The organism is Bacillus sp. VT 712, from assembly GCF_001614195.1.
GTDB lineage: Bacteria > Bacillota > Bacilli > Bacillales > Bacillaceae_H > Priestia > Priestia flexa.
This window is the reverse complement of the sequence record NZ_LWBK01000017.1, coordinates 45,457-65,246: the sequence shown is the minus strand read 5'-3', so window position 1 is coordinate 65,246 and position 19,790 is coordinate 45,457. Positions and strand designations below refer to the sequence as shown.

Genomic DNA, 19,790 nt, shown 5'->3' with positions numbered 1-19,790 from the left:
ATCATTCATGAAACAAGCAAATCTATATATTAACGGTGAGTGGGTAAAAACGTCTGAAACGTTCGACGTTGTGAATCCAGCTACAAATGAAGTGGTAGCTTCAGTTGCCAAAGGTGGGGCTAAAGAAGCAAAATTGGCAGCAGATGCAGCATACGAAGCATTTTTAGAATGGTCCAAGAAAACAGCAGAAGAACGCGGAAAATTATTAATGAAATGGCATCAGCTAATTGAAGAGTATACCGACGAATTAGCTGAAACAATGACAATTGAGCAAGGAAAACCATTAAAAGAAGCAAAAGGTGAAATTGGATATGCGAACGGATTTGTATCATGGTATGCAGAGGAAGGTAAGCGAATATACGGTGAAACAATTCCGGCATCAGCTCCGAACAAGCGCTTATTTGTTCATAAACAACCAGTTGGTGTAATGGCGGCTATTACGCCTTGGAACTTTCCTGCTGCAATGATCACACGTAAAGTTGCTCCTGCTTTGGCGGCAGGTTGTACGGCTGTCATTAAGCCAGCTGAACAAACTCCTTTAACTGCATTACGCTTAGCTGAATTAGCAACGGAAGCAGGTATTCCAAAAGGAGTAATTAACGTCGTTGCCGGAGATGCGAAATCAATTGGTGAAGCTTGGATGGAAGATGGTCGTGTTCGTAAACTGTCATTTACAGGTTCAACAGCTGTTGGAAAGCTATTGATGAAAGGCGCAGCAGATACAATGAAAAAAGTATCACTTGAGCTTGGTGGACATGCACCGTTTATCGTAACAGAAAGCGCAGATTTAGATAAAGCAGTAACAAATGCTATCGCATCTAAATTCCGCAATGCTGGTCAAACATGCGTATGTACGAACCGTATTTATGTGCACGAAAAAGTTGCAGAGGAGTTTACAAAGCAATTTGCACAAGCAGTTTCACAGCTAAAGATTGGTAACGGTTTAGAAGAAGGAACAGATATTGGACCGCTAATCGACGAAAAAGCGTTAGAAAAAGTTCAGAAGCAGTTAGATGACGCAGTAGAAAAAGGTGGAGATGTTGTCACTGGTGGATCTGTTTTAACAAAAGGAAGTGGTTTGTTTGTAGAGCCAACTGTTGTCAAAGGCGCTACAGATGAAATGCTTTGTATGTATGAAGAAACGTTTGGACCAATCGCTCCAATCGCTACTTATCGAGATGAAGCAGAAGTAATTCGTCGTGCGAATAATTCACCATTTGGTTTAGCAGCATACGTATTTACTGAAAATATCTCAGAAGCAATCCGTATTGCAGAAGCTCTTGAATATGGAATTGTGGGGTTAAATGATGGCCTGCCATCAACACCACAAGCTCCGTTTGGTGGCTTTAAAGAAAGTGGACTTGGTAGAGAAGGAAGCCACTTTGGAATTGAGGAATACTTAGAAGTAAAATACATCTCATTAGGACTTTAATTTAACAAGTGAAAAAAGGTAGCTCCCAGAAAATATGGGAGCTACCTTTTTGTTATCCAGCTGCTTGATTGGGTGACTTTGGATGTGTATAGTCAATTTCCAAGCCGCTTGCGATATTTTGTTTTGCCTTTTTAAAGAATAAAAATAAAAAGATAATGCTTACTGCAAATGCAATTATATAAGATACGGTTATTGGTAAATTAAATCCGATTGGTGCATTCATAATATAAGTTGTCGTTGCCATCGTCATAAACAATGCTGGAATCGTTGAAATCCAATGATTAGCCCCTTTTACAATGAGATACATCGATGCGATCCATAGGGCAATGACTGCTGTTGACTGGTTAGCCCATGAGAAGTAGCGCCATAACAACGTGAAATCAATTTTAGTTAAGATAAATGCAATAACAAATAAAGGTGCAGCGATGATTAAACGATTCGGCAACTTAATTTGCGAAAAATTCAGATAATCAGCGATGATCATACGAGCGGAGCGGAAAGCCGTATCGCCTGATGTAATAGGCAAAATAATGACTCCGATAATAGCAAGCGTACCCCCAATTGCACCAAGCATCAACGTTGATACTTCAGATACAATGGCTGCTGGGCCACCACTGTTAATAATACTATTTAAATCACGACCATCAAACAAACTCATAGCTGCCGCAGCCCAAATCATTGCAATTGCAGCTTCTGCAATCATCATACCGTAGAAAATTTTGCGCCCGGATTTTTCATTTTGCAATGTACGTGAAATAATTGGTGATTGCGTGGCGTGAAAGCCTGATAATGCACCACAAGAAATCGTTAAAAATAAGAGTGGGAAAATTGGAATGTTATCAGGATGCATATTTGTAAACGTTAACTCTGGAATAGGTGCCCCTGTTACAACAAGCATGGCTCCTACACCAACTGCGCTGATAATTAGAAATGCACCAAAGATTGGATAAATACGTCCAATAATTTTATCAATCGGTAAAATTGTAGAAAGAATATAATAAACGAAAATAGCAAAGATAATGATAGTCAGCGGAATGGTTCCATTGGCTAAGTCATTGATTAAAGCCGCTGGTGATGTAATAAATACAGTTCCGACTAAAATGAGTAGTAAAATCGAGAAAACGTTTACAATGTGTTTTGAAAAAGTTCCTAAAAATTTTCCAGCTAATTCAGGAATATGAGCACCACGGTTTCGAATGGAAATCATACCAGTTAAATAATCATGTACAGCACCTGCAAAGATTGCTCCAATTACAATCCAAACAAACGCTACGGGACCATAAAGCGCTCCCATAATAGGTCCGAAAATTGGACCAACACCGGCAATATTTAATAGTTGAATTAAAGAATTCTTCTTATTATTCATCGGTACGTAGTCAATGCCATCTTTCATTGCATAGGCAGGAGTTGGTCGAGAATCTTTCACTCCAAATACGCGCTCGACTACTTTTCCATAAGTCGAATACCCAATGAGTAATAGCACAAACGAAAGTAAAAATGTAATCATCGTATCAGTCCTTTACTAAGTGTTGTGAAAACGGTTTCTTAAACTTAGTATACTAGAAAGTTATTAAAAGAAAAAGGACCTTTTAGTCAAATTTAGTAAAAAGACAGATCCTAAGAAGAATCATCTTGAACGTAATGTTTAAAGTCTAAAAACAAAAAACAAAACTCTTCAAAGGAAAAAGTATCAAATGTTTCACAAGAGTAAGTATCCAAAAAGTCTTCAATCATATGATGGGGGATAGATTGAAATAGTCCCATTGCTTTAAACGAGTACTCAAATTTATGATATAAAGGTTGTAATCCATAGTAGTCAAAGACATCCTGCAATTGTTCTGTATGCATTTTTTATTCCTCCTTTTTAAGTAGTATGACCATGTTGAATGAGAAAAATAAAATGAGTTTTGTCTAAAGGCTAGATTTTCTATTTCGAAGAAGCTATCCTAAAAGGATACACTGGTGATAAAGGAGAAAAAACATGTTTATGTACGTCACAATACTAGGATTTTTAACTTTTGCACTGTATGCTTGTACATTTGTGTATGCCATCATTAATAAAAGTGGACAAGCAAAGCAAAATGGAAAGCGCGCACTGATTGGCTTCTTAGTCATGGCTGTAGGTTTAATCGGTATGCAAGTGTCATAGTTTGAGATTTCTTTGACAATTTTGCCACCTTCACTTATAGTTAACCATGAGCGAACGTATGTATCTGTTTTTGAGTTTTCGTTCATAAATTGAATAAGAAAGAAGGTGGCAAAATTGAGATACCATACACATATTGCAACATCGATTGCTGCCGGTGCAGGAGTAGCGATTCAGACAGATGTCGCTTTTACTTTTCCATACGTCGTAGGCATAGCCATTGGATCATTGCTCCCCGATATCGATGAGCCAAACTCATACGTTGGACGAAGATCGTTTGGGCTTGCAAAAGTAATTAAAAGCATTTTTGGGCATCGTGGAATTACACATTCACTTCTTGTTTGTGGACTTATTTTTTATTTATATCAGCTATATTCATATGAATGGTTGTTTGGGATAGCGTGTGGCTATATCTTTCATGTAATAGGCGACTTCTTTTCAAAAAGAGGTGTGCCTTTATTTTGGCCCATTGTACGAAAGAAAATAAAATCGCCTCTCACATACGAAACAGGGAAACCTTCAGAACAGCTTATCTTTTACATAGCAATAGGTCTTATCATTTATTTCTTGTACAAATATAGCTTATATTCTCAGCTGTTTTAATGTTAAAAACCCCGACTTAACTAGTCGGGGTTTTTAACATTAAGATAGAATTGGCTTCAACATGTGTAATCGGTAATATAACGTCAATTGTTGTACCTTCTTGAAGCATGCTTGTTACGCTAAGTGTACCTTTATGCTCAAGTATAACCTTATTACAAATAGTTAAGCCTAATCCAACGCCGTGCTCTTTTGTTGTATAAAAAGGTTGACCAATTTTTTTTATTCGATCAGCATCCATGCCACAACCATTGTCCATAATTTGAATAGTAACGTGCTGTTGATTTATCTTGTTAAAAGAGACCGTAATTTGTCCTCCAAGAGGCATCGCATCAATTGCATTTTGAATGACATGTATAAATACCAGCTTTAATTGATGGGGTTGTCCATGAATGACAAAGTTACCGTGAGCAGTATTGTATTCATAAACCACTTTAATGCCTTGGTGTATAAAAGCTTGGGAGAAGCGTTTTGTCACATCTTTCAATAAAGCAAGTAAATCAATGGGCTCGTAAGGTCGAACTTCTTGTTTGGCTAAACTCATAAATTCATTTACAATTTGTTCAATTTGATCAATTTCACTTTGCATCATGCGACGATAAGCAATATCCTGAGCACTTTGATATTCTTCACTAAACAGTTGTAAGAAACCTTTAATCGTGGTTAAAGGATTTCTAATTTCATGAGCAATACTTGCAGCTAATTCCCCAATTGCTGATAATTTTTCAGCATTTCTCATCATTTCTTCAAGCTTTCGCTGTTCTGTTATATCACGAGAGACGAACACAAAACCTTCAACTTTTCCATCATTAACAATAGGTACGCCTTTTCCTTCAAGCAAAATAGAAGTGCCATTAGCATGTAGATTTCGATAATGAAAAGTACTTGCTGTTTTTGTTAACTTCATGTTTTCAATTCCGGTTGCTACTTTTGTATGATCATCTTCATGTACATGAAGAAGTACATCCTTCCCAATTAAGGAACAAGGAAGAAGGCCGAGTGTGTACTGGTAAGAGGGTGAAGCATATTCATAGCAACCATCGATTCCGACTACGCAAATTAAATCGTGCGTGTGAGAGAGAATTAAGCGATGGCGAATTTCACTTTGCTTTAAATGCTCTTCCGCTTCTTTACGAGCTTGAATATCACGAGCGGTAATAACAACGTAGGTTACTTGATTATCTTTTACAGATGGAATCCCTCGCCCTTCAACCCAAATATAAGAGCCGTCGTCTTTTAGTAAACGATATTCTGCACTCATTTCAACTTTTAATGAAAACACTTGATTTAATTTATGTCGTATCTGATCTATATCATCAGGATGTATTACGCTAAAGTTTAAAGACTGTCCTTCTTCTGTTGGTAAATAACCTAATACGGATAAATGAGAAGGGGAGTTATAAATTAAATGCCCATGCTGGTCCACAACGGTGATTAAATCTCGCATATTATCTGTAATGATTCGATCTTTTAGCTGATGAAAAGATAACACTTGGTTTTCGTTAAATTGATATTTTACAGGTGTACCACACATTCTGCAAAAATTATATTCTTCTTGATAACCGCAAGATGAACAAACAGGCATAGAATCACTCCAATCTTCCGTAAGGTAAAATATAGGCTCTATGTTATATTATACCTCATTTTAAACAGTTCTTGGTAGAAAGAAAACCCAAAAGAGACGTTCTTTCGATAGATACAAAGTCTCATTTTTGGGTTTGTTTTTTTTATGGAGGAAGGCTCTTTTAGTAAAAAACCTTCGAATTGACGAGCTGTAATCCCATACTTATCACAGAGGCGAATTAAAAGTTGCTCTTGCTGTTTTATATCTGGTTCATAGTTAGTATTCCAATAAATTGCGGTAGGGTTTACTTCTTTAATGAGAGATTCAATGGTTGGATTAGCCATCATAAACATCCTTTCTTTCAATAGTTTGCTATCTAGTATAAACATAAATAATTCGATTGCCCAAGTTTTAATATGTTGCCCATTTTTAATAGGACGAAATTCGAACGGAAAGAAAGGTGAATATGTTAAAACGGTAATAGTAACGGAAGGAGCCCTATAAATGAAACATGTATATGGAAGTTTACCAACTCCAATGCACGATCCTCGAATGAATCAACCGACACAAGGAATGCCGATGCAAGGAATGCCGATGCAAGGAATGCCGATGCAAGGAATGCCGATGCAAGGAATGCCGATGCAAGAAATGCCGATGCAAGGAATGCCGATGCAAGGAATGTCGATGCAAGGAATGTCGATGCAAGGAATGCCAATGCAGGGAATGCCGATGCAAGGAGTGCCAATGCCAGAAATGCCAATGCAAGGAATGCCGATGCAAGGAATGCCAATGCAGGGAATGCCGATGCAAGAAATGCCAATGCAAGAAATGCCAATGCAAGGAGTGCTGATGCAAGGAATGCCAATGCAAGGAGTGCTGATGCAAGGAATGCCAATGCAGGGAATGCCGATGCCAGAAATGCCACCAATGCAGGGGATGTCGATGTCAGGAGGAGCAGACTGTGGATGCGGTCAGAAGCCTAGCAATTTGATGCCTGCAATGAATCAAAGTATGAATGCACCACTTGTACAAGGTGAAAACGTACAGATGCCTTCTAAGTCCATGATGCCTATGCATCCAATGCATAATGCGAATAAGCGAAGTCCCGGATACTTCTAATAAAAATGGTTAAAAAGCTAGGATTCTAAAGTTATAGAGTATAATTGTTGCATTTTTATAATAAAAACGTCATGAGAAATAACCAAGTTTTCAACGGTTATACCTGACGTTTTTTGTTCGTAAGGAAAAAGACATCTTTTCAAGCATGGTACGATATTGAAGAGAGTTTACTATGTTCTAGATTAATGAAGAAGAAAGGATGTTTATTGTAATGATAGATGTGATTGCGACGACATTGCATGATGCAAAGCTAGCTCAAGAGAATGGGGCAGATCGAATTAGTATTTGCACGAGTATTAATGAAGGTGGCATTACCCCAAGCTATGGGTTAATTAAACAAATAAAAAAAGCGATTACCCTTCCTGTATACGTAATGATTCGACCTCATAATCAGTCGTATCAATACAATGAAGACGATATTCAAACGATGGTTCATGATATCGAAGAAGCAAGGAAACTGGGAGTGGAAGGAGTAATCTTGGGCTGTTTAACGTCAGAGAAAACCATTGATGAAGAGGCGTTAAAAGCTTTACTAAGTGCTTCTAAAGGAATGGATGTGACGTTTAACTTAGCTTTTGATGACTTACATAATCAAGAAGAAGGGCTTCGAAAATTATTGAATTATCCAGAAATAAAGCGGGTTATGACGTCTGGAGCTGATAAAAGTGCGTTAAACGGAATTCCACAAATCAAAAAAATGTTGCGTCAAATGAGAAACGAAAATCTTATATTTGTCGGAGCCAAGGGGTTAAAACCAGAAAATTTACAGACTTTTCTATCGGTTACCAATCTAACAGAAGTATGCATTGGAGCAGGTATACGAGTTAATTGCCAATATACACAGCCAATAAATGAGAAAAGTGTGCAAAAAGCAAAAGAAATTATGAATAAAATGCAATAAGAGAAAAAGTGCTACGAAGTAAAGTAGCACTTTTTTTAGTAGAATCAGCATTAAAAACTGCCAGTTAACACAGATGAGTTTAGGAAAAAATGCATATTTTTAGAAAATTAGTTGACGTTGAAAATCATTATCATTTATCCTTATACATGTAATTAGTAATGAAAATCATTATCATTTAAAAAATAGGAGGATTATTCATGTCTATTTCAATAACAAATCAATCTACAAACGAAGCGTTACTTTCACAGCAAGAACTTCGAGAATCGAATGCAAGATCTTATCCAAGAAGAATTCCAATTGCTATTCAAAAAGCGGAGGGAGCCATCATCACAGATATGAACGGCAAAGAGTATATTGATTGTTTAGCAGGAGCGGGCACTTTAGCGCTTGGTCATAATCATGAAGTAGTCCATGAAGCGATTCAACAGGTACTAGCTGATCGTATTCCTTTACATACATTAGATTTAACTACGCCGGTTAAAGAAGCGTTCGTAGATGAGTTGTTTGCAAGTTTACCAGCTAATTTTGCCCAAAAAGCAAAAGTGCAGTTTTGTGGACCTACGGGTGGAGACGCCATTGAAGCAGCGTTAAAGCTTGTAAAGACGGCTACGGGGAACCGCACAATTTTATCGTTCCAAGGCGGCTACCATGGTTCTACTCACGGCACATTAAGTATTAGCGGAACAACAAGCCCTAAAGCGCGCATTCATGCTTTAGTTCCAGATACACATTTCTTACCTTATCCTTACGAATATCGTTGTCCTTTTGGAATCGGTGAAGGTGGTCATGAAGCAATTAGCACATACATTGAAAACTTATTAGACGATCCAGAAAGCGGTATTGTTAAACCAGCAGGAATTGTAGTTGAAGTTGTTCAAGGTGAAGGAGGTTCAGTACCTGCTCCTATCGCGTGGTTGAAAGAGCTTCGTCGTATCACAAAAGAGCGTCAAATTCCGTTAATTATTGATGAAGTGCAAACTGGAATTGGTCGAACGGGTAAAATGTTTGCTTTTCAGCATGCTGATATTGAGCCCGATGTTCTTGTGCTGTCAAAAGCAATCGGGGGTAGCTTACCACTATCTGTTGTTGTATACGATAAAGCGTTGGATCAGTGGGAACCAGGTGCTCATATTGGAACTTTTCGTGGTAATCAGCTCGCAATGGCAACGGGAAAAGCAACGCTTAGCTTTGTGAAAGAGCATGCTTTAGATGCACATGCGCATGATCTTGGAATATACATGCAAATGCAGTTAAAAGCCATCCAGTCCGATAGCTTTTCTATTGGAGATGTTCGTGGTCGAGGGTTAATGATTGGAGTGGAAATCATCGATTGGTCTAAGCCGGCAAATAAGATTGGAACCCATCCTGGAAATGGAGAGCTAGCGAAGGTGATTCAGCAAGAGTGCTTTAAGCGAGGGGTTATCCTAGAAGTTGGAGGCAGACATGGAGCAGTCATTCGCTTATTACCACCTTTAATTTTAAGTCAAGCTCAGGCTGATGATGTGCTAGAGCGCTTTAAAGAAGCGGTAAAAGCAGCAGAAGCTAAGTGGGTGACAAGGTAAGATGGAACAAGATTATCAACAATGGTTTCTATCTAAGGACAATCAAAGCGTAAGAACGTATAAGCAGTTAATGAATCAGTCTATAGAGATGATTTCGAACTATTATGAAACAATTGAAAAGCCTTATCATCATTGGGAGCTAGAAGATCGCTTTGAACACTTTAATGATGAAATGACATTCAAAGAAAATGGACGTGCGTTCGCAGAACTGAAAAAGTCAATAGAACAGCTTGTTTTAAGGCATTCTCTGCATATTTCTCATACTGGAGCAATGGCGCATTTGCATTGTCCACCAGCTATACCTGCTTTGGTCGCAGAAGTCTTTATCACAGCTCTCAACCAATCGATGGACTCTTGGGACCAAAGTCCAATTGCGACTTATATAGAAGACGCAGTTATTAAAGAGTGCGTTAAACAAATCGGCTATGAAGAAACCGCAAGTGGCGTATTTACAAGCGGTGGCACGCAGTCAAATTATATGGGGATGCTACTAGCTCGCAATGATTATTGTAAGCGAAAGCTTAAAGCAAATGTACAGGAAGAAGGTCTACCCCCTGAAGCAAATAAACTGCGAATCTTTTGTTCTGAAAAAGCGCACTTTACGGTTCAGCAATCCGCTGCGCAGCTTGGTTTAGGGATGAATGCAGTTATTCCAGTTAAAACAAATGAACGCTACGAGATGTGCATGGATGATTTATGTGCAAAGGTAGAGCTTTCTAAAGAAAGTGGAGAGCTTCCGATGGCTATTGTAGCCACAATTGGAACCACTGATTTTGGAAGTATTGATTCTCTTCATGATATTCATCAGCTGGCAGCAACTTATGATATGTGGATTCATGCCGATGCTGCGTATGGAGGCGGCCTGTTGTTTTCAAAAGCTAATAGACACCTAGTTCAAGAGTTAAAGCTTGCAGACTCTATTACGATTGATTTTCATAAATGGTTTTATCAGCCCATTAGCTGTGGTGCTTTCTTTGTGAAAGCTGAAACAGCTTTTCAGCATATTCAGCTTTATGCAGATTACTTAAATCCAGAAGAAGATGAGCATCTTCACCTTGTTAACCGCAGTATTCAAACAACTAAACGGTTTGATGCTCTCAAAGTTTGGCTAACGTTTCAAATGATGGGCACATCAGCCTTTGGTAAATTGATTGACCAAACTATTCAAAATGCGAGACAGCTAGCTGGATACTTACAAGAAAATTCAATGGTTAAAGTTATGAACGAACCGATGATGAACGCTGTTGTATTTAAGTATCAGTGTAAAAGGATAGCGAAAAGTGCGGAAAATCAAAAGTATATTGAAAATAAGATTAATACAATGATCCAGCAGCAGTTATATGAAAAAGGAACGTATATTATAGCGAAAACAAAAGTAAACCAAGAAGCATGTTTAAAAGTAACAATGTTGAATCCAATGATTGAGTTAGAGAACCTAAAACAACTTATAAAAGAAGTGATTCAGCTTGGAAACGAGTTGGAGCAGAAGGAGGAAGCATTACGTGAATGCGCAACAATCAGCTAATTTTATTACAATGCAAAATGTAGTGAACTGCTATGTCAGAGAAACAGGAAAGGGGAAATGGATAAAAGTAGGGGAAGGTGAAGAACTTATTTTAACCCTGGAAAAGCAGCCCGTCACGCTCTATTTCCCAGCTTATTATCGTTCTCTAACAGGGCGTCATTTATTAAACGAGCAAATGGCATACCAAGTAGAAGGTCATCAGCGCCAGGAGCTAGATTTGTTAACGCTATTAGCGCTGCTAATGAAAGAAGTAACGGAAGACTTGCTTCAAATAAACGAATTGATTGTTCGCGTGCTATTAAGCTACGAAAATATGAAGCAATTTATCGAAGTGAGACAAGCGGAACTTCAAGAGTGTTACGGGGCTGATAAAAGCTTTTTACAATCAGAACAAGCACTTTTAATTGGACATCAGCTTCATCCAACCCCAAAAAGCAGACAAGGCATTTTGCCTGAAGAAGAAACAATATTTGCTCCAGAGCTAAAGGGGAAGTTTCAACTACACTATTTTTACGCAGAAGCTTCATTGGTCAAAGAGGGGTCTGCGCTGGAACAAGCAAGGTTAGTTATTAAAAAGCAGTTGGTAGAAGATGAAGAAGTATCAGATGAATTCAAAACTAACTATTGCCAAGACGATGAGAATGTATTGATTCCAATGCATCCACTTCAAGCAAGATATTTACTTGGGAAATCAGAAGTTTGTGATTGGATTCAAAGCGGGAGACTTTCATATCTAGGTCCTCAAGGGCAAGCGTTTTATCCTACTTCTTCTGTACGAACTGTATATAACTCAAGCGCAGACGTCATGTATAAGTTTTCGATACCAGTAAAAATTACAAATTCACTTCGAGTCAACAAACGAAAAGAGCTGTACCGAGGTGTAGAGGTAACGGAACTTTTACGTGCTGGTTTAGAAGAAGAGCTACAAATTTATCATCCTGCTTTTCACATTATTAAAGATTTTGCATACGTAACGCTTGGTGAAGAAGAGATTGGCTTTGAGGTTGTGATTCGAGAAAACCCTTTTAAAGGCTCACAAGGTGATTCAACGACTCTTTTAGCGAGTTTGTGTCAAGATCATGTGTATCGTCATCATACACAGCTTCAAGAGATTGTTCATCGTTTAGCCAAAGCTGAAAATCGATCACTGGAAGCTGTTAGTCAAGATTGGTTTAAGCAGTATTTAGACATTTCATTAAAGCCAATGATGTGGCTGTATACAGAAAAAGGAATTGCGCTTGAAGCTCATCAACAAAACTCGATTATCAAATTGACAAAAGAAGGCTATCCACAAGCGTTTTATTATCGTGATAACCAAGGATATTATTTTATGCGCTCTAAACAAGAAAGCCTCAAAAAGCTTGTCAAAGACTTGAATCAGATGAGCGATACAGTTTGTGATGATGCGGTTGCTGAAGAAAGATTCCGTTATTATGTTATCTTTAATCATTTATTTGGCTTAATTAATGCTTTTGGTACAAGTGGACTAATTGAAGAAAGCAAGTTGATTGAACAGATGCGTACGGTCATTTCAGAATATGCAAAGAATGATCATACAAATCTAGTCAAGAGTATGCTTTCTCAAGAGAGTTTGCCTTGCAAAGCCAATTTATTAACGCGCGTTCATGATATGGATGAACTAGTTGGAAGTCTAGAAACACAATCTGTTTACGTAGACGTTACGAATCCGCTTGCGGTTCTAGAAGGTGTATATAAATGATGGTACTGGCTCAAAGTGACTACCCTATTACAGTATGGGATACCAACACAAAAAAAGAAATTACGTTTCGCTATGTAACGTATGAACAAGATTTTGACCGCTTGCATAGCTGGATGCATCAAGACCACGTCATTCCGTTTTGGAGTTTGGACAAGCCAAGAGCCGAGTATGCCTCTCATTTAAAACGTTTTTTAGCGAACAAACATCAGCAATTATTAATTGGTGAAATAGATGGGCAAGCGATGAGCTACTGGGAGTCGTATATCGTCTCCCAAGATCTAATCCGTCATTATTATGACTATGAGAAAGGAGATCAAGGCATTCATCTATTGATTGGCGAGCCAAATTATCTTGGCAAGGGGTTTATTTATCCATTAATGCTAACGCTCATGAAGAGAATGTTTGAAGTGACAGAAACCAAGCGTATTATGGCTGAACCGGATATTCGAAATGAAAAGATGATTTATGTTTTTGAAAAGTGTGGATTTCAACAGTTAAAGACGGTAGATCTTCCTGATAAAACAGCAATGCTTCTTTATTGTCAACAAGAAGTGTTTCAAAGTAGGTGGAACGCATGGATTCAAGGAGAATTTTAGAGGTTATTGGAGTGGGCATTGGGCCATTTAACCTTGGCCTAGCAGCTTTATTAGAAGAAACAGAATACTCGTATAAATGCTTTGATCAAAAGTCTCAGTTTAACTGGCATCCGGGTATGCTTTTAGAAGGAGCCACGCTACAAGTTCCGTTTATGGCGGACTTAGTGACAATGGTTAATCCGTCCAGCCCGTATAGCTTTTTACGTTATTTACACGAGCATGCGCGATTGTATCAGTTTTATTTCTTTGAAAAATTTCACATTCCACGAACTGAATATAATCACTATTGTCAATGGGTGGCTAGTCAGTTAAAAGGGCTACAATTCAACAGCAGGGTTCAGAAAATTGAAATAGAAGAAGAGCAGCTATATAAAGTAATAGTTGAGGAAGATGGTGAATCAACTGTTTACTACGCGAAAAATGTAGTAGTAGGGGTAGGTACAAATCCAACCGTTCCAGCTGATTTTAAAGATTTGCAAAATAATCGATTCTATCATTCGGCTTGCTATAAGCAAAATCGTGATGAAACAGTTAAAGCTCGTCATATTACGGTCGTTGGTTCTGGGCAAAGTGCCGCTGAAGTTGTGTATGACTTGTTGCAACATCAAGAGGAAAACAACTATGAACTCCATTGGTATACAAGGTCTAAAGGGTTTTATCCAATGGAGTATTCAAAGCTCGGGTTAGAGCATTTTTCACCAGAATACACGCGTTATTTCTATCACTTAAATCAGGATAAAAAAAGAGATGTGTTAAAAAATCAAGCTCTCTTATATAAAGGAATTAGCTTTGATACGATTGCTGACATTTATGAACATTTGTATGAACGAACCGTTGGTGGAAAAGCTTCTCCTATTCATATGCAAGCACTAACGGAGGTTCAAAGTGTTAGTCGAGAAGAAACTGGCTATAAACTCACCCTTTATCAATATGAGCAAGATGAAGTGAAAGAGTTGAAAAGTGATGTTGTTATTATGGCTACAGGATATGCTAGCAGCTTTCCATCATGCTTAGAAAGTTTACAATCTCATCTACTAGTTGATGAAAGTGGGCAGTTGCAAATTGATGAGCAGTTCAAAGTCAGGACTCAACCCGTTGAAGCCAATTTGTTTATTCAAAATGGAGAACTTCATACACACGGCGTGGGAGCTCCAGATTTAGGGCTTGGTCCTTACCGGAATGCGATTATTATTAATCAAATTGCAGGAAAAGAAATTTATAAAGTTTATAGTAAGAATGTATTTCAACAGTTTGGTGTGTAAAGTAAAATGATTCGCTCGTGGATTATATTTACGTGCTTGTTTATGACGGTGGTGTCAGAAGTTCTTCTGTCACCTTTTCACCCCCAATTTTTCACAGATTTCTTTCAAGTTAATGGCTTACAGGCAACATCCTTATTTATTATTTGTTGTCGAATAGTCGTCATTATTATGACACCAATTTGGGGGTTGCTTTTAAAAAAGTGGAAGATTGAAAAAGTGAGCGTCTATGCTCTTGTTAGTATATCCATTTGTAAATGGATGTTGAGTGAAAGCAGCAGCTTTTCCATGTTTCTAGCTTTTTCACTTCTACTACTTGTATTTCAAAGTTGCCTAATTATCGATCTTTATCTGTTTAAGCAAAGCAATGCGGAGACGGTTTCTTATTATAGTTGGATGCTAACGGCACAAAATGTTGGCTTGCTTTTAGCGCCGCTACTTGCGCTAATACTTGTTCAAAATGGCAAGCTACATATACCTCTTATTGGTGGTGGAATGGTATTACTGGCAGCAGTTCTATCATTTATCATGGCTCAGCAGAGGTTAAAATTCTATAAACCGGTAAAGGAGAATAAAGGATGAAAATAACAGATACGAATTTAACGGTATTTACAAAAGAGCGCTGGAATAAAGCAAATAATCAATTGCTTGCTAAAATGTTAGAGGAGTTTATGTATGAAAATATTATTACTCCACACGAGGTGAAGGTAAACGAGGAAAGCTCGTTGTATGAATGGAAAGACCCTCGTGGAATTGTCTATCGGTTTGAAGCGAAAAAGCGCTTGTTTGATAGTTATGAAGTGTTAGTAGAAACAATTTATATAGAAGAAAATAATATGCTGATTAACTCTTCAAGAGCACTACAGCTATTAATTAGTCTGTCTGACCTTGATGAAATGTCGTTTTCAACAGCTGGACATTTAGCTAAAGAGTATATGCATACCCTTGTGGCTGATCTTCATTTACAAGAACGTCTCAGTGCTGATGAACTAGCAAATCTTGACTACGCAGAGCTTGAAGGTGAAATGACGGGACACCCTTGGATTACATATAACAAAGGACGAATTGGTTTTAACTATAATGACTATATGAAATTTGCTCCGGAACAAAAGCAAAAAATTCAGTTATCATGGATTGCTGTGTCGAAAACTGTGAGCTCTTTCCATTCACTCACATCACTTCAGTTCCAACAAGTAATGGAACAAGAGCTAGGTGAAAAAACAGTAGAAGTATTTGAAAATCAATTGCAGGAAAAAGGTTTACAACCAGCAGACTATTATTATCTACCTGTTCATGAATGGCAGTGGAAGAACATGATTATCCCTCTATATGCACACTATTTAGCGGAAAATCTCATTGTCCCAATGGGGGAAGGAGATGATTATTATCTTCCGCAGCAGTCAATTCGCACATTTGTTAATACAACAAATCGCAATAAATATCATGTAAAGCTACCAATGAGCATTTTAAATACGCTTGTATATCGAGGTCTTCCGAGTGAACGGACGGTTATTGCACCTCAGGTAACAAAGCATATAAAAGACATTCGCGACAATGATTCATTCTTGCGAGACATATGTAAAGTAGGCTTGTTAGGAGAAGTAGCCACTTTAAATGTAGACCATCCGACATTTGCAGCAATGAAAGATGCTCCTTATCAATATTTAGAAATGCTTGGCGTCGTGTGGAGAGAAAGTATTTATCAAGAGTTAGAAGAAGGAGAGCAAGCTATTACGCTAGCAGCACTCTTGCATGTGGACTCTAAGGGTAAAGCATTGGTATCGTCTTATATAGAACAGTCTGCCTTATCTGCTTCACAGTGGGTAGAAGCATTAATGAGCGCAACTCTTCCGCCGTTATTACATTACTTATATCAATATGGAACGGTGTTCTCACCTCATGGTCAAAATACAGTTCTTGTCTTAAAAGAAGGTAAGCCAGTCCGCATTATTATGAAAGATTTTGTTGATGACGTAAATATTAGTGATCAATCATTTAAAGAATTACAAAGTTTAACGCCCGAATTAAAAGCTGTATTGCGGAGCGAGAAACCAGATGGCTTAACACAATTTATCCTAACAGGTTTATTTATTTGTCACTTTCGTTATTTAGCGAAAGTGCTTGAAAATAAAGAAGGAATAAGTGAATATCAATTCTGGAATAGTGTTAGAAGTGAAATACTTGAATATCAAAAGCAATTTCCAAAGCTTCAAGAGCGCTTTGAACTGTTTGATTTGCTTCGTCCATCTGTGACTAAGCTCGCATTAAACCGAAATCGTATGTTTGATTACGGGTACAATGACGGTGAAGATCGACCACATGCGAGTGAACATGGGGAAGTAAGGAATGCGCTTCATGAAGTTGCAGTTATAAAACAAGTCTAAATATAAAGAGGCAGAAACATAAGTGTTTTAGCTAACGAGATATCCGAATTATTAGAAGTTAACGACTTTTGATAGTTTGGGTATCTTTTTGTTCATTCCAAAAACAAGTTGAAAAAACCTAGTGGAATGAAGCGTAGGACACGTAACTCCTCCCCGAGGAAAGCGAGTGTCTGCAGCGATAGGAAACAAACTGGTTATTGTAGCCTAATACTTTAAAAAAGGCATAATTCGTCTTGGAAAAGCCATCATTTCGTTATATCCCAACCTGTTTTTATGTTTTAAATGCAAGGCATCAGGTAAAAGAGTAATGTGTAATTCGTCTGCAGAAGCATGGTTTAAATCATTTTAGGAAAACCTCATAAATAAAGAACGCAGAGAGAAAAGGTTGGTGTTAAGTAACGTGACAATATATATGATAGGTGTTGATATTGGAACAACAACAACAAAGTCGGTTTTATTTACTGCTGATGGAAAAGTGAAGGAGTCACATCATGTTGGGTATCCTCTTCATACGCCGGATGCCCTAACAGCTGAACAGAAGCCAGATGAGATTTTTGCAGCTGTCCTATCAACAATTAAGAAAGTAGTGGCAAAGGGAAAGGTAAATAAAGAAGATTTAAAAGTTGTATCTTTTAGCAGCGCGATGCATAGCCTTATTGCTGTTGATGAAAGTGGTGAGCCACTTACAAATTGTATAACATGGGCTGATAAGCGAGCGGCTACATATGCAGATAAGCTTTGTAATCAACGAATGGAACTATACAAGCGAACGGGTATGCCTCTTCATCCTATGTCACCTCTTGTTAAGATTAAATGGTTAAAGCATGAGCACCCAGAAATCTTTGAAAAAACAGCTAAATTTATTTCAATTAAAGAATATATATTCCATAAATTATTTGATGAGTATATAGTGGATTACTCCATTGCTTCTGCAACAGGCATGCTTAATTTAGAAACAAAACAATGGGATGAAGTTGCGTTAACAAATGCAGAAATCTCTCCTTTGCAACTATCCACGATTGTGCCAGCAACTCATGTGAGCAAAGGCATTAAAAGCGAACTTGCTCACACGCTTAAAATTAATGAAGACACGCCTTTTGTAATAGGGGCAAGCGATGGCGTATTGTCTAACTTGGGCTTAGATGCTATCGACCAAGGTGAAATTGCCATTACAATTGGCACGAGTGGAGCAGTTCGAGCGGTTACAAAAGAGCCTGTTCTAGATAAAGAGGGCCGAACATTTTGTTATGCATTTACCGACGATCTCTGGGTTGTAGGCGGCCCTATTAATAACGGTGGGATGATTTTACGATGGGCAAAAGATGAATTGGCCAAAAGCGAAGCTGCAGTTGCCGAACGCTTAGATGTTAACGTATATGATTTACTTACGAAAATGGCTGATACGATTCCCCCTGGAGCTGGAGGACTCATTTTTCATCCTTATTTATCAGGAGAGCGGGCTCCTTTATGGGATGCAGACGCGAGGGGTTCATTCACCGGACTGTCTCTTCATCATGGTAAGGAGCACATGATTCGCGCGGTTTTGGAAGGGATTATGTACAACTTATACACGGTGTTAGAGCCTCTTGAAGAATTAATTGGGCCTGCTCGTGAAATTAAAGCTTCAGGTGGATTTGCTCGCTCTGAAGTATGGAAGCAAATGATGGCTGACATTTTTAATGCAGAAGTAAGAATTCCAGAAAGTTTTGAAAGCTCTTGTCTTGGCGCAGCCGTACTAGGCCTTTATGCAATTGATGAAGTTGAATCGGTAAACGTTGTAGAGAAGATGGTTGGGAAAACTACACACCTAAAGCCAATTCCTGAAAATGTGGAAGTATATAAAAAAATTCTGCCCGTCTATCGAGATATTATGAATAGTATGAAGCCTCATTACGCGAAGCTAGCAGAGCTTCAGCATGGAGAAGAATCGAATCCTTACTCTAAAAATAAGAATGACGCTTGATAATCGGTAGACTTTCATTATAATGATAGAATAGTCTGTACATTCAAAGAGAGAGGGAACTTTATGAAATCGCACATTGAGCAACATGTAACATCATACAAAGAAAAGTATAAAAACAGAGGTCGGTTGTTAATCAGCTGTTCAGATCAGCCTGGAATTGTGTCAGCTGTATCTACGTTTTTATTTGAACAAGGAGCAAATATCGTAGAGTCTAGTCAGCATTCAACCAATCCAGAAGGTGGAACATTTTTTATTCGTTTTGAATTTGAATGCGACCGCTTGGATGAAAAAGGATCAGCAATGGAAGAAGCTTTCCAATCAATTGCAGAATCATTTTCAATGGAAGCGAAATTCACGTACGCACATCGTTTAAAACGAACGGCGGTCTTTGTATCAAAAGAGCTACATTGTTTATTAGAACTCCTATGGGCATGGGAAAGCGGTGATTTAATGAGCGATATTGCTGTAGTCGTTAGTAATCACGAAGATGCGCGTGAAGTCGTTGAATCTTTTGGTATTCCGTTCTATCATATTCCTGCAACAAAAGAAATTCGTGCTGAAGCGGAAGCACAGCAGCTACAATTATTGAAGGACTACAACATAGATTTAATTATCTTAGCACGTTATATGCAGATTTTAACGCCGACATTTGTAGCAGAGAATCCATATCGTATCATTAATATTCATCATTCGTTCTTACCTGCTTTTATTGGTGCAAAGCCATACGAGCGAGCATACAAGCGTGGTGTTAAGTTAATTGGTGCTACCTCACACTACGTAACGGATGATCTAGACGAAGGACCCATTATTGAACAAGATATCGAACGAGTAAATCACCGAGATGATGCGGAAGAGCTGAAGAAAAAAGGACGCTTAATTGAGCGTACTGTCTTAGCAAGAGCAGTAAAGTGGCATTTAGAAGATCGAATTTTAGTTTACGGTAATCGAACAATTGTATTTAATTGATGAAAAGAGGCTGGGTCATAAGAATTTCAGCCAATGATCTATCCGAGCTATTT

The 19,790-nt window shown here is 38.1% G+C and carries 18 protein-coding genes; 14 read left to right on the top strand and 4 right to left on the bottom strand.

Translation table 11 applies throughout. The annotated features are described in order from the left end of the window. Positions 1-7: 7 nt before the first annotated feature. Positions 8-1,432, top strand: a complete 1,425-nt coding sequence (locus tag A2U94_RS10490) for an NAD-dependent succinate-semialdehyde dehydrogenase (RefSeq protein ID WP_025908288.1) — start codon at positions 8-10, stop codon at positions 1,430-1,432. A gap of 52 nt (positions 1,433-1,484) precedes the next feature. Here the strand turns inward: A2U94_RS10490 and A2U94_RS10485 are convergent, their stop codons facing one another. Further along, positions 1,485-2,939, bottom strand: coding sequence for a carbon starvation CstA family protein (locus tag A2U94_RS10485; RefSeq protein WP_025908289.1), 1,455 nt, complete (start codon positions 2,937-2,939; stop codon positions 1,485-1,487). Between the two features lie 110 nt (positions 2,940-3,049). Further along, positions 3,050-3,280: a hypothetical protein gene (locus tag A2U94_RS10480; protein ID WP_025908290.1), complete on the bottom strand. Its 231-nt coding sequence runs from the start codon at positions 3,278-3,280 to the stop codon at positions 3,050-3,052. Between the two features lie 133 nt (positions 3,281-3,413). Between A2U94_RS10480 and A2U94_RS21515 the strand changes: the two genes are divergently transcribed. Beyond that, positions 3,414-3,581 carry a hypothetical protein gene (locus A2U94_RS21515; protein WP_175384187.1) on the top strand — a complete coding sequence of 56 codons (168 nt, stop codon included), beginning with the start codon at positions 3,414-3,416 and terminating at the stop codon, positions 3,579-3,581. 114 nt (positions 3,582-3,695) lie between these two features. Beyond that, a complete protein-coding gene (locus tag A2U94_RS10475) occupies positions 3,696-4,181 on the top strand; it encodes a metal-dependent hydrolase (protein ID WP_025908291.1) in 486 nt (161 codons plus the stop codon). Positions 4,182-4,197: 16 nt separating this feature from the next. Here A2U94_RS10475 and A2U94_RS10470 read toward each other — a convergent pair whose 3' ends face one another. After that, on the bottom strand, positions 4,198-5,763 hold the full coding sequence (locus A2U94_RS10470) for a PAS domain-containing sensor histidine kinase (protein ID WP_025908292.1): 1,566 nt from the start codon (positions 5,761-5,763) through the stop codon (positions 4,198-4,200). Positions 5,764-5,801: 38 nt separating this feature from the next. Then, positions 5,802-6,089, bottom strand: coding sequence for a deoxyribodipyrimidine photo-lyase (locus A2U94_RS10465; protein WP_197473395.1), 288 nt, complete (start codon positions 6,087-6,089; stop codon positions 5,802-5,804). 153 nt (positions 6,090-6,242) lie between these two features. Here A2U94_RS10465 and A2U94_RS21150 point away from each other — a divergent pair, with 153 nt between their 5' ends. The 11 genes from A2U94_RS21150 to purU all read left to right on the top strand — a co-directional run bounded on the left by A2U94_RS21150 (position 6,243) and on the right by purU (position 19,737). After that, on the top strand, positions 6,243-6,725 hold the full coding sequence (locus A2U94_RS21150; protein ID WP_152545159.1) for a pentapeptide repeat-containing protein: 483 nt from the start codon (positions 6,243-6,245) through the stop codon (positions 6,723-6,725). A 347-nt stretch (positions 6,726-7,072) separates the two neighbouring features. After that, on the top strand, positions 7,073-7,762 hold the full coding sequence (locus tag A2U94_RS10455) for a copper homeostasis protein CutC (protein ID WP_231882756.1): 690 nt from the start codon (positions 7,073-7,075) through the stop codon (positions 7,760-7,762). Positions 7,763-7,959: 197 nt separating this feature from the next. Beyond that, positions 7,960-9,324, top strand: a complete 1,365-nt coding sequence (locus A2U94_RS10450) for an aspartate aminotransferase family protein (RefSeq protein ID WP_035320144.1) — start codon at positions 7,960-7,962, stop codon at positions 9,322-9,324. A 1-nt stretch (position 9,325) separates the two neighbouring features. Next, on the top strand, positions 9,326-10,849 hold the full coding sequence (locus tag A2U94_RS10445; RefSeq protein WP_025908297.1) for a pyridoxal phosphate-dependent decarboxylase family protein: 1,524 nt from the start codon (positions 9,326-9,328) through the stop codon (positions 10,847-10,849). Continuing rightward, positions 10,827-12,569: an IucA/IucC family protein gene (locus A2U94_RS10440; protein WP_025908298.1), complete on the top strand. Its 1,743-nt coding sequence runs from the start codon at positions 10,827-10,829 to the stop codon at positions 12,567-12,569. The genes A2U94_RS10445 and A2U94_RS10440 overlap by 23 nt, the downstream gene beginning before the upstream one ends. Further along, the gene (locus A2U94_RS10435) at positions 12,569-13,165 is read left to right on the top strand and encodes a GNAT family N-acetyltransferase (protein WP_090752718.1); all 597 of its coding nucleotides are present in this window, start codon (positions 12,569-12,571) and stop codon (positions 13,163-13,165) included. Before A2U94_RS10440 ends, A2U94_RS10435 begins: the two co-directional genes overlap by 1 nt. Beyond that, a complete protein-coding gene (locus A2U94_RS10430) occupies positions 13,144-14,427 on the top strand; it encodes a lysine N(6)-hydroxylase/L-ornithine N(5)-oxygenase family protein (protein ID WP_025908300.1) in 1,284 nt (427 codons plus the stop codon). Before A2U94_RS10435 ends, A2U94_RS10430 begins: the two co-directional genes overlap by 22 nt. A gap of 6 nt (positions 14,428-14,433) precedes the next feature. Further along, positions 14,434-15,006, top strand: a complete 573-nt coding sequence (locus A2U94_RS10425; protein WP_025908301.1) for a hypothetical protein — start codon at positions 14,434-14,436, stop codon at positions 15,004-15,006. Beyond that, positions 15,003-16,808, top strand: a complete 1,806-nt coding sequence (locus A2U94_RS10420) for an IucA/IucC family protein (RefSeq protein ID WP_025908302.1) — start codon at positions 15,003-15,005, stop codon at positions 16,806-16,808. The genes A2U94_RS10425 and A2U94_RS10420 overlap by 4 nt, the downstream gene beginning before the upstream one ends. A 412-nt stretch (positions 16,809-17,220) precedes the next feature. Then, positions 17,221-18,771, top strand: coding sequence for a gluconokinase (gene gntK, locus A2U94_RS10415; protein ID WP_025908303.1), 1,551 nt, complete (start codon positions 17,221-17,223; stop codon positions 18,769-18,771). Positions 18,772-18,834: 63 nt separating this feature from the next. Further along, on the top strand, positions 18,835-19,737 hold the full coding sequence (gene purU, locus A2U94_RS10410) for a formyltetrahydrofolate deformylase (protein ID WP_025908304.1): 903 nt from the start codon (positions 18,835-18,837) through the stop codon (positions 19,735-19,737). Positions 19,738-19,790 lie beyond the last annotated feature (53 nt).

What these genes read in the sequence shown, in the direction of transcription:
- A2U94_RS10490 (WP_025908288.1), top strand. Translation starts at nt 8, where the DNA reads ATGAAACAAGCAAATCTATATATTAACGGTGAGTGGGTAAAAACGTCT.
- A2U94_RS10485 (WP_025908289.1), bottom strand. Translation starts at nt 2,939, where the DNA reads ATGATTACATTTTTACTTTCGTTTGTGCTATTACTCATTGGGTATTCG.
- A2U94_RS10480 (WP_025908290.1), bottom strand. Translation starts at nt 3,280, where the DNA reads ATGCATACAGAACAATTGCAGGATGTCTTTGACTACTATGGATTACAA.
- A2U94_RS21515 (WP_175384187.1), top strand. Translation starts at nt 3,414, where the DNA reads ATGTTTATGTACGTCACAATACTAGGATTTTTAACTTTTGCACTGTAT.
- A2U94_RS10470 (WP_025908292.1), bottom strand. Translation starts at nt 5,763, where the DNA reads ATGCCTGTTTGTTCATCTTGCGGTTATCAAGAAGAATATAATTTTTGC.
- A2U94_RS10465 (WP_197473395.1), bottom strand. Translation starts at nt 6,089, where the DNA reads ATGATGGCTAATCCAACCATTGAATCTCTCATTAAAGAAGTAAACCCT.
- A2U94_RS10455 (WP_231882756.1), top strand. Translation starts at nt 7,073, where the DNA reads ATGATAGATGTGATTGCGACGACATTGCATGATGCAAAGCTAGCTCAA.
- A2U94_RS10450 (WP_035320144.1), top strand. Translation starts at nt 7,960, where the DNA reads ATGTCTATTTCAATAACAAATCAATCTACAAACGAAGCGTTACTTTCA.
- A2U94_RS10445 (WP_025908297.1), top strand. Translation starts at nt 9,326, where the DNA reads ATGGAACAAGATTATCAACAATGGTTTCTATCTAAGGACAATCAAAGC.
- A2U94_RS10435 (WP_090752718.1), top strand. Translation starts at nt 12,569, where the DNA reads ATGGTACTGGCTCAAAGTGACTACCCTATTACAGTATGGGATACCAAC.
- A2U94_RS10430 (WP_025908300.1), top strand. Translation starts at nt 13,144, where the DNA reads ATGGATTCAAGGAGAATTTTAGAGGTTATTGGAGTGGGCATTGGGCCA.
- A2U94_RS10425 (WP_025908301.1), top strand. Translation starts at nt 14,434, where the DNA reads ATGATTCGCTCGTGGATTATATTTACGTGCTTGTTTATGACGGTGGTG.
- A2U94_RS10420 (WP_025908302.1), top strand. Translation starts at nt 15,003, where the DNA reads ATGAAAATAACAGATACGAATTTAACGGTATTTACAAAAGAGCGCTGG.
- gntK (WP_025908303.1), top strand. Translation starts at nt 17,221, where the DNA reads ATGATAGGTGTTGATATTGGAACAACAACAACAAAGTCGGTTTTATTT.
- purU (WP_025908304.1), top strand. Translation starts at nt 18,835, where the DNA reads ATGAAATCGCACATTGAGCAACATGTAACATCATACAAAGAAAAGTAT.